12 protein-coding genes are annotated in these 12,227 nt (G+C 71.6%); 6 read left to right on the plus strand and 6 right to left on the minus strand.

Annotated elements, in window-relative coordinates; genetic code table 11:
* Positions 1 to 17 precede the first annotated feature (17 nt).
* Positions 18 to 506: an alpha/beta fold hydrolase gene (locus tag Adu01nite_RS21470; RefSeq protein WP_203728706.1), complete on the minus strand. Its 489-nt coding sequence runs from the start codon at positions 504 to 506 to the stop codon at positions 18 to 20.
* Positions 507 to 641: 135 nt separating this feature from the next.
* Here Adu01nite_RS21470 and Adu01nite_RS21475 point away from each other — a divergent pair, with 135 nt between their 5' ends.
* Together Adu01nite_RS21475 and Adu01nite_RS21480 are read left to right on the plus strand one after the other, a co-directional pair.
* Entirely contained in the window at positions 642 to 1,238 is a 597-nt protein-coding gene (locus Adu01nite_RS21475) for an ElyC/SanA/YdcF family protein (RefSeq protein ID WP_203728707.1), read from the plus strand.
* Between the two features lie 9 nt (positions 1,239 to 1,247).
* On the plus strand, positions 1,248 to 1,922 hold the full coding sequence (locus Adu01nite_RS21480; RefSeq protein ID WP_203728708.1) for a glycosyltransferase family 2 protein: 675 nt from the start codon (positions 1,248 to 1,250) through the stop codon (positions 1,920 to 1,922).
* Here the strand turns inward: Adu01nite_RS21480 and Adu01nite_RS21485 are convergent.
* On the minus strand, positions 1,907 to 3,082 hold the full coding sequence (locus Adu01nite_RS21485) for a S8 family peptidase (RefSeq protein WP_203728709.1): 1,176 nt from the start codon (positions 3,080 to 3,082) through the stop codon (positions 1,907 to 1,909). The genes Adu01nite_RS21480 and Adu01nite_RS21485 overlap by 16 nt on opposite strands.
* A gap of 139 nt (positions 3,083 to 3,221) precedes the next feature.
* Here Adu01nite_RS21485 and Adu01nite_RS21490 point away from each other — a divergent pair, with 139 nt between their 5' ends.
* Both Adu01nite_RS21490 and Adu01nite_RS21495 read left to right on the plus strand, forming a co-directional pair.
* Entirely contained in the window at positions 3,222 to 4,211 is a 990-nt protein-coding gene (locus Adu01nite_RS21490) for an acetamidase/formamidase family protein (RefSeq protein WP_203728710.1), read from the plus strand.
* 31 nt (positions 4,212 to 4,242) lie between these two features.
* Positions 4,243 to 5,658: a GGDEF domain-containing protein gene (locus tag Adu01nite_RS21495; protein ID WP_203728711.1), complete on the plus strand. Its 1,416-nt coding sequence runs from the start codon at positions 4,243 to 4,245 to the stop codon at positions 5,656 to 5,658.
* Between the two features lie 71 nt (positions 5,659 to 5,729).
* On the opposite strand, the gene Adu01nite_RS21500 is transcribed toward Adu01nite_RS21495, so the two are convergent.
* The 4 genes from Adu01nite_RS21500 to Adu01nite_RS21515 all read right to left on the minus strand — a co-directional run bounded on the left by Adu01nite_RS21500 (position 5,730) and on the right by Adu01nite_RS21515 (position 10,420).
* The gene (locus Adu01nite_RS21500; RefSeq protein ID WP_203728712.1) at positions 5,730 to 6,242 is read right to left on the minus strand and encodes a DUF6328 family protein; all 513 of its coding nucleotides are present in this window, start codon (positions 6,240 to 6,242) and stop codon (positions 5,730 to 5,732) included.
* A gap of 54 nt (positions 6,243 to 6,296) precedes the next feature.
* Positions 6,297 to 7,508 carry a PP2C family protein-serine/threonine phosphatase gene (locus Adu01nite_RS21505; protein WP_203728713.1) on the minus strand — a complete coding sequence of 404 codons (1,212 nt, stop codon included), beginning with the start codon at positions 7,506 to 7,508 and terminating at the stop codon, positions 6,297 to 6,299.
* A 357-nt stretch (positions 7,509 to 7,865) separates the two neighbouring features.
* Positions 7,866 to 9,311 (minus strand): vWA domain-containing protein, encoded by a 1,446-nt coding sequence (locus Adu01nite_RS21510; protein WP_203728714.1) that lies wholly within the window; start codon positions 9,309 to 9,311, stop codon positions 7,866 to 7,868.
* A gap of 212 nt (positions 9,312 to 9,523) precedes the next feature.
* A complete protein-coding gene (locus Adu01nite_RS21515) occupies positions 9,524 to 10,420 on the minus strand; it encodes a LysR substrate-binding domain-containing protein (protein ID WP_203728715.1) in 897 nt (298 codons plus the stop codon).
* 71 nt (positions 10,421 to 10,491) lie between these two features.
* Here Adu01nite_RS21515 and Adu01nite_RS21520 point away from each other — a divergent pair, with 71 nt between their 5' ends.
* Both Adu01nite_RS21520 and Adu01nite_RS21525 read left to right on the plus strand, forming a co-directional pair.
* Positions 10,492 to 11,667, plus strand: a complete 1,176-nt coding sequence (locus Adu01nite_RS21520) for a thiolase family protein (RefSeq protein WP_203728716.1) — start codon at positions 10,492 to 10,494, stop codon at positions 11,665 to 11,667.
* A 17-nt stretch (positions 11,668 to 11,684) separates the two neighbouring features.
* A complete protein-coding gene (locus Adu01nite_RS21525) occupies positions 11,685 to 12,104 on the plus strand; it encodes a hypothetical protein (RefSeq protein WP_203728717.1) in 420 nt (139 codons plus the stop codon).
* Positions 12,105 to 12,227: the final 123 nt, after the last annotated feature.

A 12,227-nucleotide genomic window follows, 5' to 3' on the forward strand; every position in this document is an offset into this window, starting at 1 on the left:
GGCTGACAGAGATCAGCTCACGGCAACAGCGCCTGGATGTCGCCGGCGAAACCCGCCGGATCGGCGAGGTGCGGGAAGACCGCTTCCGCTTCCCAAGGCCAGCTTGCGTACGCCGTGAGCAGCGCTTTGTCGTGCCGGGGCTCGGTGTAGGGCCGGAAATACTCGGGCACCTCGCCGACCATCTCGTCGACCGTCTGCACGTGGTGTGTGGCGTACGTCTCGGCGAACGCCGTCGCCAGCCGGGCCGCACTGGCATGCCCCACCACGATCGGGGCGCGGTGCAGGTCGAGCCGGTTGAGCAGGGTCGCGAGATCACGGATCAGGCCGGCGATGCTGATCTCGTCACGGGCCGGACTGTCCCCGTGCCCCGGCAGGTCGGGCGCGACGACCGTGCAGCCGCGGGTCAGCTCGGCGGCGAGCGGCCACCACATGGTGCGGTCGAAGGTCAGGCCGTGCAGCAGCAGGACCGGCCGGCCGAAGTCCCCCCACCGGTCGTAGACGAGCATGTTCCTCGGACTGCCGGAGATGTGCGTGCTACGTCGCGGTGGCTGCGGATACATGCTGCCTCAACTCCCGGCAGGCGGATCGGTGACCGTGCCACCACCCGGCGGTGGGCACGGTCACACCGGCAGACTGGACGGGTGGCTGCCGATGTTCTGCTGGTTTTCGGTCGCGGCGTGCGCTGGACCGGCGCCGGCTGGGCGCTCACCCCGGCCGGCGCCGCCCGGCTGCACGCCGCCGCCCGCTACGTCCGGGCGCACGCCCCGCACCGCCCGCGGGTGGTCTTCACCGGCGGCTGGCCCGAGGCGAGCACCGGCGCCGCGCCCCCACCGGCCGGTGCCCGCGAGGGCGACCTGATGCTCCGGGCCGCCCGCGCCGCCGGCCTGGCCGCCCACGCCGACCTGTATGCCGAGACCCGCTCGCGCAGCACCCTGGAAAACCTCCTGCACACCGTCGAAGATCAACTCCTTGACGGGTACGCCTTCGGCGCCGCGCACCCGCTCGGCCTGGTCACCCACGACTGGCACCTGCCGCGGGTCCGCTACCTGGCCGGCAAGGTGCTCGGGCTGCACGGTGCCGCCCTGCTCGACGTGCCGGCCACCGGCGGCGAGCAGCACGACGACCGGGGTGCGCTGCTGGCCACCCGGCTCGGTTTCCTCGGCGCCCGGCGCGGCGACGTACTCCGCAAGAGGGAACGGCTGATGGTCGGTCTATTGCGGAGGGCCGCGACTGGGTAACAGGTGGCCATGCTCGTACTGCTGCCGGTCTACCGGCCCGGCCCGGAACTGCTCGAACTGCTCGGCGAGCTGCGCCGGGACGACACCACGGTGGTGCTCGTCGACGACGGCAGCGGCCCCGACGCCGACCTGATCCTGGACTCGGCCACCGAGCTGGGCTGCACCGTGCTGCGCTGCTTCACCAACCGGGGCAAGGGGGCCGCGCTCAAGACCGGCTTCCGGCACGCGCTCGCCCACTTCCCCGGCCAGGACGTGGTGACCGTGGACGGGGACGGCCAGCACCGGGCCGCGGACGTGCGGGCGGTCGCGGCACGGCGGCACGGCAATCTGGTGCTCGGGGTGCGACGGTTCGAGCGGATGCCGCTGCGCAGCCGGGTCGGCAACGTCGTCATGCAGCGGCTCTTCCAGGCGGTCACCGGGCAGTCGGTTTCGGACACGCAGACCGGGCTCCGGGCGTACCCCGGAACGCTCTTGAAAGATCTTTGCGACGTGCCCGGCGAACGCTTCGAATATGAGATGAACGTGCTGCTCGCGGTGGCCGGCGCGGGGTGCCGCATCGACGAGGTCCCGATTCCCGCGACCTACCTGGACGGCAACGCCGGCTCCCACTTCGGAAGCGTCACCGACTCGGTCCGGGTGCTGGGTTCACTGATGCGGCACGCCGCCGGTCAGTTGACCACGTAGAGCAGGCGGTTCGGGGTGCCGGTGCCGGGGTTGGTCACCACGTTCGGGGTGGCGTTGGTGGTCAGGTAGGACGCGACCTGCGCCGGCGTGTAAGTCGGGTTGGCCTGGAGCACGAGCGCGGCCGCACCGACCACGTGCGGGGTGGCCATCGACGTACCGCTGATCGTGTTGGTGGCGGTGGTGCTCGAATACCACGACGACGTGATGTTGACGCCCGGCGCGAGGATGTCCACGCAGGTGCCGTAGTTGGAGAAGCTCGCGGCCGCGTCGGTGTTCTGGGTGGCGCCGACCGTGATCGCCGACGGCACCCGGGCCGGCGAGTAGTTGCAGGCGTTGGCCCGGATGCCGAAGATGTTGCCGTTGCCGGCCGCGACGCCATAGGTGACGCCGGACGCGATCGACGAGGCCACCGCGTTGTCGATGGTGGTGCTGGCGCCGCCGCCGAGGCTCATGTTCGCCACCGCCGGCTTGACCGCGTTGCTGGTCACCCAGTTGATGCCGGCCACGACGCCGGCCGTGGTGCCGCTGCCCGAGCAGTTCAGCACCCGCACGCCGACCAGGCTCACGCCCTTGGCCACGCCGTAGGTGGAACCGCCGACCGTGCCGGCCACGTGCGTGCCGTGCCCGTTGCAGTCGGTCGCGTTCGCGTCGTTGTCGACGAAGTCGTACCCGCTGGTGGCCCGGCTCGGGCTGCCGAACTGCGTGTGGGTGGTCAGGATGCCGGTGTCGATGATGTAGGCGCGGACGCCGGTGCCGGTGCGCGGGTACGTGTAGGTGGTGCTGAGCGGCAGGGCCCGCTGGTCGATGCGGTCCAGGCCCCAGGTGGCGTTGCTCTGCGTGTCGGCGACCGTGAAAACTTGGTCCTGCTCGACGTAGGCGACGGCCGGGTCGGCGGCGAGCCGCTTGGCGGCGGCCTCACTCATCTTCGCGGCGAATCCGTTCAGCGCGGCGGTGTAGCGCTCGGTGACAGCGACACCGGCCGGCACGGCGGCGCCACTCTTGAGCACGACCAGGTAGCTGCCGCGGATGGCGGTGGCGCTGTCGGCATACCGGATCGAGCCGGTCGGGGCGGCGGCGGCCGGCGCGCCGACCACGGTAACCAGGAGTGCTGCGAACAGGCCGGCGGAGGCGATCCGCCGAACGGGGACACGTAGGGTCATCTTCGTGCTCCTCCCATAGGCTCAACCGCCCACGCCGCCGGGGAGATCGACGGAGAGCGATCGATTAACGCCTGATCGTAGCGGCGTAGCCCGCTCTTGATTAGATAACGATCTATCTATATCTCGGAAAGGTTCGCCGATGCTGCGCTACCACCCCGAACCGGATGCGCTGGCCTACACCTTCGGCGGCCGGGAGCCCGCGCTCAGCGTGAAGCCCGGCGAGGCGATCGAGCTCTACACCGAGGACTGCTTCGGCGGCCGGGTGCGCACCGTCGACGACCTGCCGTCGCAGGTCTGCGAATTCCCCTACCTCAACCCGGTCACCGGGCCGATCCACGTCGAGGGGGCCGAGCCCGGCGACACCCTCGCCGTGCACTTCGTGTCGATCACGCCGGCCCGCGACTGGGCGGTGTCGTCGACGTTCCCGCACTTCGGAGCGCTCACCGGCACCCACACCACGGCGACCCTGCATCCACCGCTCGACGAGCTGGTCTGGCGCTACGACGTGGATGCCGACGCCGGCATCGTGCGCTATCACGCCCGCCGGGGCGACTTCCGGATGGAGCTTCCGCTCGACCCCATGCACGGTACGGCGGGGGTGGCGCCCGCCGCATTCGAGAGCCGGATGACGATCGTCCCCGACACGCACGGCGGCAACATGGACACGCCGGAACTGCGCGCCGGGGTGACCGCGTACTTCGGGGTCAACGTGCCGGGTGCGCTGTTCGCCCTCGGCGACGGGCACTGCCGGCAGGGCGACGGCGAGGTCTGCGGCACCGGCGTCGAGGCGGCCATGAACACGGTCCTGATCCTCGACCTGATCAAGGGGGTGGCCACCCCGACGCCGCGCTTCGAGAGCGACGACGCACTGATGTCGGCCGGCTCGGCCCGGCCGCTCGAGGACGCCTACCGGATGAGCCAGCACGACCTGGTCACCTGGACCACCGCGCTGACCGGCCTGGACGTCCTCGACGCCTACCAGCTGATCAGCCAGGCGGGCGAGGCGCCGGTCGGCAACGTCTGCGACCCGAACTACACGATGCTGGCCAAGGTGGCCAAGCGTTACCTGGGCGCTCCCAGCGCGTACGGCGGCATCCACGCCCGGCTGCGAGCCGCTGCTGCTGCTTAATCGCGGCAGGAAGTCGGCCGATAAGCCGAATGTGCCGCTTCTTCGCCTTTACGCCGCCGTGACGGGCACGCTCGTCGTGAGCTACCTGGCGTGGCCGGCGAGCGCGCGGCCCTGGCTGTTGCTGGTGGTGGCCCTGAGCCCGATGTTCGCGGTGATCCGCGGCCTCCGGCGGGCACCGGCCGGCACCCGGCTGGCCTGGGGCCTGCTCCTGGGGGCGATCGGCGCCTACAGCCTCGGCAACGCCATCTGGGTGTGGCTGATCGAGACCGCCGGACGGTCCACCGCCAACGACAACGTGGCGGTCAGCGGCGCGACAAGCGTCGGCGGGGTGCTGGCGCTCGCGGCGTCGCTGGCCGTCGTGCGGCAGCGCGGCCGCGGCGACGTCGGCGGGATCATCGACTCGGTGATCGCCGCCGTCGGGCTCACCGGCGTCCTGTGGGACGCCGCCCTGTGGCCGGCCCTGACCGCCGCCGGGGTGTCGACCGGCCCGCAGGTCATCAACTACATCAACGTCTTCCTGGCGGCCGGCACGATCGGCGCGCTGCTGCGGGTCTCGCTCGTCACCGGCCGGCAGATCACCTCGGTGCGGCTGCTCACCGCGGCCGTCGGTTGCGCACTGCTGGAGAACGTGTCCGCGGCCCTGACCGGCCGATCCGGCACCGACTGGGTCTACGTGTTCTACATGGCCGCCTTCGTGGCGATAGGCTGCGCCGCCCTGCACCCGTCGATGGCCGCGATCACCACGCCCGGGCGGGTCCCCGACGACCACCTGAACAACGGCCGGCTGGTCTTCCTCGGCGCCATGCTGGCGATCGGCCCGGTGGTAGGAGGCGGCCGCGTCATGTTCGGCCTGCCCACCGACGGCATCCTGCTGGCCCTCTCCTCGGCCGGGATGATCCCGCTGGTCATGGCCAGGATTGCCCGCCTGTCGAACGCCCGGCGCGAAGCCGAACGCGCCCTGCACCGCCTGGCCACCTCCGACCCGCTGACCGGCCTGCCGAACAGATCCGCCTGCGTGGACCGCATCGACCGAGAGCTGGCCGCCGGCCCCGACGACCTGGCCGTCCTGTTCTGCGACCTGGACGGCTTCAAACCGGTGAACGACCGCCTGGGCCACGCCGCCGGCGACGCCCTGCTGGTAGCGGTCGCCGACAACCTGAGCGCCGGTTCCCGCGGCACCGACCTGGTAAGCCGTTTCGGCGGCGACGAGTTCGTGATCATCTGCCGCGGCCCCGGCGCCGCCGAGGCGATGACCGACCGCATCCGCGCGATGGTGGCGGGAACGTTCGACACCGGCGGCGAACAGGTCCGGATCGGCGTGAGCGTGGGCCTGACCCAGGCCGTCCCCGGCGACACCACCGACGACATCCTGACCCGGGCCGACCTGGCCATGTACGAGTCGAAGAAGACCAAGACCATCGGCACCCTGAGCCTGACCGCCGCCTGACCGCCGCCGCCCTGTCCAGGCACGGCAGCGCCCTTCACCTTGGGCAGCACCCCTCCCCCGGGCGGCGCGCCCTAGGCCGTCGCTTCCTCGTTCTCCTCCTCGGCGTCCTCGTCGATCCAGTTGTGCCGGAACCAGGGGATGCCCGCCCAGAAGGTCAGGAAGAACAGTGCCGTCAGGCCGCCCAGCAGCAGGGCCATCGGGCGGGTCAGCAGGAAGTCGACGATGAAGAAGACGCTGGTGACCATCGCGATGAGCAGGAACGCCAGGCCGCCGGTCAGCATCGCGTGGGCGTAGCGGACCAGCTCCGGCTTGCGGCCCTGGCGGAACAGCGCCCGGTGGAACGCGACCGGCGAGATGATCATGGCGGTGGAAGCGGCCGCGGCCAGCAGGGCGACGATGTAGACGTCCTTCTGGAACGGGGTGGTGCGCGGGAAGCCGTTGCTGAACGGCAGGGTCAGCAGGAACGCGAACAGGATCTGGATGCCGGTCTGGGTTACCCGCAGCTCCTGGAGCAGATCGGCGAAGTTCCGGTCCCAGCGATGCTTCTCGTCCTCGTACCGGATGCGCTTCTTCTCGGGAGCCATGGCGTCTCATGTTCTCCGGAACCGGGGCTGCCGAAACCGCTGAATTGATCGTCGTCACATCAGATCGCGGCAGACCACCAGCAGCGCGACGTCGTCGGTCGGCTCGTCCAGGCCGACCGTTGTCATGATCGCCGAGCAGAGGTCGTCGGCGGGGGTCGAGCCGACCACCTCGGCCAACAGCTCCATGCCGACGTCGATGAGCTGGCCGCGCCGCTCGACCAGGCCGTCGGTGTAGAGCACCAGCACGCCCCCGGCCGCCAGCTCGAGGGTGGTGGTGCGGCGCGGCCGGCGGTCGTCACCGATGCCCAGCGGCGGGTCGGCGGGCAGCGCGACCGTCGCCGCGGGACGACCGGGGACGAACAGCACCGGGGGCGGGTGGCCGGCCGTGGAGATCCGCACGGTGGTGCGGTCCGGCGAGATCATCGCGTACTGCGCGGTGGTGAGGCTGCCCGCCTCGAAATGCCGGACCTTGCGGTCCAGCAGGGTGAGGGCTTCCGCCGGATCGTCGGTCACCAGGGCGTACGCCCGCAGTGCGCTGCGGACGCGGCCCATCACCACCGCGGACGCGAGGCCGTGCCCGGAGACGTCGCCGATCACCACGCCCAGCCAGCCGGAGGGCAGCGTGAACACGTCATACCAGTCGCCGCCGATGCCGAACGCGTGGCCGGGAACGTAGCGGGCGGCCATCCGGACGCCCGGCACCTCGGGCAGGGTGCCCGGCAGCAGGCTGCGCTGCAGCGCGAGCGCGGTGGCCTGCTCGATTTTCTGTGTACGGATCTGGCCGGCCACGCCGGCGCGGTCGGCAGCCAGCTCCAGCAGGCGTACGTCGTCGGGGGTGAACCCCCGCGGCTGCAGCGAGCCGACGTGCAGCACCCCGACCACCTCGCCGGCCGCGATGATCGGCACCCCGAGCAGGGCCCGGATGCCCATCTCGACGAGGACCGGGTTGACCACGTCGGCCGAGGTGAAGTCGGCGAGCATCAGCGGGACGCGCTCCTGCGCCACCCGCCCGGCGAAACCGCGGCCGATCGGGATGCGGACGCCGCGCCGCACCTCCTCCTCCAGACCGCGGGCCGCGGTCGCCACCAGCTGCTGCGAATGCGGGTCGACCAGCAGGATCGCGGCGGTGTCGGCGCCGAGCAGGTCACGGACCCGGTCGAGGAGCTCGTCGAGCAGGTCGGAGGCGTCGAGGCGGGACAGCGTCGCGTCGGTCAGCGCCTCCAGACGGCGCAACCGCTCGCCGTTGCGGATGCTGTCGACGCCCATGCGCACAACTTACTCACGCGACGTCATGATTCGGCTTCCGGAAGTCCCGTACTTCTTTATCGGTTCCGCGCCGGATCGTCCCGCCGTTCTCACCGTGTTCGATGACCCGCGGATCCACATACGACGCTCGGGCCGCCGCCGGGGTGTTGCCGAGCACCCCCGCGACCTGATTCATCGCTGCAGGCGGCGGGCTGCGGGCCGGCCTCGACGGGGCCGTGCCACGTACGGAAATCCTTGGCCGACATCTGTTCGCCGCCGATCTCCTTCAGGTGGTCGTTCACCACGTCCGCGTGAATCCCCGGCCGGCGCCGGGCCCCGCAGGCGTCCTGAGTTCGGGAGTGTCCGTGGCGGCCGAACCTACTCGACCACCGTCATGTACTGGCTCACGATGGGCGCGGCGGGCGGTGCCTGCCCCGGCCGGCGCTGCTCGATGATCCGCGGCGGCGAGACCGGGGGCGGCGGAGTGGCCGGGGGCGGCGGAGTGGCCGGGGGCGGCGGAGTGGCCGGGGGCGGCGGAGCGGTCGGCGGCTCCGGGGCGGCCGGCGGCAGCGATGCGGCCAGAAGCGGCGGCGAGGCCGGAGGCTCGAGGGCGGCCGGAGGCGGCGGCGAGGCCGGAGCCGGCTTCCGGAACAGCCGGCGGCGGAACCACAGCAGCAGCTCGGCCAGGATGACGACCAGGACGAATGCGGCCAGCCAATACCAGAAGCTGCCGCGCTGGGCGGACATGTCGCGGTCGACCGGGCCGACCGGCATCTCCGACTTCACGCTGAGGTCGAGCTGGTCGGCGAGCACCCCCGCCCACGGCGAGCTCACCTGGCCGGAGAGTTCGAGGCTGTCCTTGCCGGAAACCGTCCAGAGCGGCCGGCGGCGGCGCGGCCCGGCGTCCCACTGGGCGGTCACCGGCACGATGACCGTCTCGCCCGGGGCCAGCGTGATCGGCCCGGCCGGGACGCTGAGCGTCACCGCCGGGTTGTCGCCGCTGATGGCGAGCCGCTCCAGGGTCAGCGGCACGTACTTCAGCGTCGACTTGACCTCCACCCGGGTGACCGACGTGCCGTGGCTGATGCCGCCGGTCAGCGGCCAGTTGACCCGGATCGGCTTGCCGAGATCCCAGGACAGGAGGTTGCGGGCCTTGGTCGCCCGGGCCACCTCCCGCGGCTGCGCGAGCGCCGCGGTCAGCCCGTAGACCGAGGTCGGCGACATGACGGTGGCCTTCGGCCAGACCTTGGTGAGCATCGGCGCCCCGGTCACGCCGGCCAGCGGGATGGCGTACGCGTCCACGTGCTGCCGCAGCTTGCGCGTCCGTTCCCGCAGCCCGGCCCAGTTGCCGGCACCGCTGTTCGGGCTGCCGCTGAGCAGCACCACCGTCGCCAGCCCGGGCGCCTTCGGCCGTTCCAGCGTCGTGATCGCGCTGTCCAGGGCCGCGCCGAGGTCGGCCCGGCCGCCGGCGGGCCGCTCCGGCAGCGCGTCGACCAGCTTCCCGGGCGATTTCCCGACCCGCTGGGTGAACGGTGCCGGGCTGTCCGCGAACGGGATGAGCGTCACCTGGTCGACCGGCGCCATCCGCGCGAAGAAATCGGTCAGGCTCTGCTTGACCCGGTCATACCGGACAGCGTTCATCGAGGCGGACACGTCGATCAGGACGACGACGTCCGCCGTCGACCGGTCCACGTCCGTCTGGACCAGGTTGTACAACGCGGTGAGCGATGGCTCGCCGGGATCGGCGACCGCCGGTGGCGCGCCCCCGAACAGCATCGCTCCGATGATCACCGCGACGGCCCCCGCCCGTCCGATGCAACGCATCGCGTGCCCTTTCGCTATCGCCCGTCTGAGGGACAGGCGGGACAGCGCGGAGCATATCGGCGACCGCAAAACGGGTTGGCCCGCCCGTCGCCCGATGTGCCGGCTTCCCCGCCGGTGCCGATCGTTTCCGCTCAAGATTGCCGGGTGCGGGATTTCGCTGACGTTAAAAGTTCGAAGGGAAGTTGCCACCAACCATCTGGCCGAGCGGGTCGTCAAGGTCGCCGGAAAGCTGAACGCCTGACGATGATCTCGGCCACCCGCGCGACCGCGGCGGACTCCTCGCCGGTCCGGGTCGCGATGGCCAGATCGACGGTGGCGGCGTCGCTGAGCGCGACGTAGGCGACGCCGTCCAGGGCGAGGCTGCGGACCGGCTCGGGCACCAGGGCGACGCCGAGGCCGGCCGCCACGAACACCACCAGGGTGGCGGTCTCGCCGACCTCGACGATCTCCGGCGGCTGGAAGCCCGCGGCCGCGCAGGCGGCGAGGACGTGCTCGTGCATCGACGAGCGGTGCCCGGAGAAGTGCATGACGAACGGTTCGCCGGCGAGCGCGGCCAGATCGATGCGCCACTCCCCGGCGAGCGGGTGCAGGTCGGGCAGAACCGCGATGAGGCGTTCACTTCGCAGTACGCGTACCCGAGCCCCGGGATTGTGAATGTTGTCCGGCCGCAGCACGACGAGGTCGTAGGTGCCGTCGAGCAGCCCGTCGAGCAGGGCCGGGCTGAGCAGCTCGCCGTGCAGCTCCAGGCGCACGCCGGGCAGCGTGTCGCGGACCTCGCGGGCGGTCTGCGGCAGCAGGTCGTAGGTGGCCGAGCCGATGAAGCCGACCGACACCCGGCCCGCCTGCCCCTGCGCGATCAGGGCCATGTCGGCGGTGGCGCGATCGGCCGAACCGAGCATCGCCCGGGCGTGTGCGGCGAAGCGGTGGCCGGCCTCGGTCAGCTCCACCCGGCGCGTGGTGCGGCTGAACAGCTCGACGCCGAACTCCCGCTCCAGCTGCTTGATCTGCTGGGAGAGCCCCGGCTGGGCGATGTGCAGCCGGGCCGCCGCCCGCCCGAAGTGCTGCTCCTCGGCGAGCGTCACGAACGCGCGGAGATGGCGCAGTTCCATAGGCGTACGTTATCAATCGCGTTTGATTGTGTATTGGTGGCAATAGGTGCGCTCGCCGTAGGTTGGAAACCATGACCTCCGCCTACCTGTACGCCGCCGCTCGCACGCCGTTCGGCCGCTTCGGCGGCGCCCTGGCCGAGGTGCGCCCCGACGATCTCGCCGCGACCGCGCTGCAGGGGGTGCTCGGCAAGACGCCCGGGCTCGATCCGGCCGAGATCGGCGACGTGGTGTGGGGTTGCGCGAATCAGGCGGGCGAGGACAACCGCAACGTCGGCCGGATGGCGGTGCTGCTCGCCGGGCTGCCGGTCAGCGTGCCGGCGACCACCGTCAACCGGCTCTGCGGCTCGTCGCTGGACGCCGCGATGATCGCTTCACGAACCATCGAGACCGGCGATGCGGACGTCGTCGTGGCCGGCGGCGTCGAGTCGATGACCAGGGCGCCGTGGGTGCTGCCGAAGCCGTCGAAGGCGTTCCCGGCCGGCAACGTGACGGCGGTGTCGACCACGCTCGGCTGGCGCCTGATCAACGACAACATGCCCGCCGAGTGGACGATTTCGCTCGGCGAGGCGAACGAGATGCTCGGCGACAAATTCGGCATTTCCCGGGTACGCCAGGATGCGTTCGCGGCGCAGTCGCACAACCTCGCCGACGCCGCCTGGTCGGCCGGCTTCTACGACAGCCTGGTCGTGCCGGTCGCCGGCCTCGCCCGCGATGAGGGCATCCGCCCCGGCTCCTCCGCCGAGAAGCTGGCCGCGCTCAAGCCGTCGTTCCGCCCGACCGGCACGATCACCGCCGGCAACGCGTCGCCGCTCAACGACGGCGCCTCCGCCCTGGTGCTCGGTTCCGCCGCCGCCGCCGACCGGATCGGCCGCGCCCCGATCGCCCGCATCGCCGGCCGCGGGGTGTCCGCGGTCGAGCCGCCGATGTTCGGTTACGCCCCGGTCGAGGCGGCCGACCGCGCACTGGCCCGGGCCGGCATCACGTGGGCGGACGTCGCGGCGGTCGAGCTCAACGAGGCGTTCGCGGTGCAGTCCCTGGCCTGCGTCGACGCGTGGGGCATCGACCCGGCGGTCGTCAACGCCAAGGGCGGCGCGATCGCCATCGGCCACCCGCTGGGCGCGTCCGGCGGCCGCATCCTGGGCACCCTCGCGGCTCGCCTGATCGAGTCGGGCGACCGCTGGGGCGTGGCCACGATCTGCATCGGCGTGGGTCAGGCCCTGGCCGTGGTACTGGAAAACGTGTCCTGACGATTTACGATGCGGCGATGACGACGACCGCAGCGCGCACCAGCGTCCCCAGCCAGAGCCAGGCCGCGGGCTGGGCGGTCGCCGTGGTTCAGTACGGTTTTGCGGTTCTGTGGGTGCTGTGTGGCTATTTCGCGCTGGCGCACGCCGCCGATCTGACCGGCCACTGGGTCAGCCCGACCAGCGACGCCTTCATCGCCGCCACCGAGGCCGACGGCGGCTGGGGCTGGGCATTGCCGGTGGGCGGGGTGCTCTCGCTGGGCCCGATGCTGGCCGGCCTCGGCCTGCTGATCTCCGCCCTGTTCTTCCTGATCGGCCAGACCAGAGGCAACCGCCGCCAGACGATCGCCCTGCTCGGCGCCGCCGCCGCATCACTGCTGACCCTGGTCGTGTCACTGACGCCGGCGGCCCAGGCGCTGTCGAGCTGGCTGCTCGACTGACCACGGACGCACTTCCAGGATGTCGGGGTCTCGGCGTGGGCGCAGAGCCCGAAATTCTGGAAGTTGGCGTCCCGGGCGCGATTCGAGACCCCCGAATCAAGGAAAACGGGTGGCACGAATCCG

The sequence above is a fragment of the Paractinoplanes durhamensis genome (genome assembly GCF_016862175.1).
Taxonomy (GTDB): Bacteria; Actinomycetota; Actinomycetes; order Mycobacteriales; family Micromonosporaceae; genus Actinoplanes; species Actinoplanes durhamensis.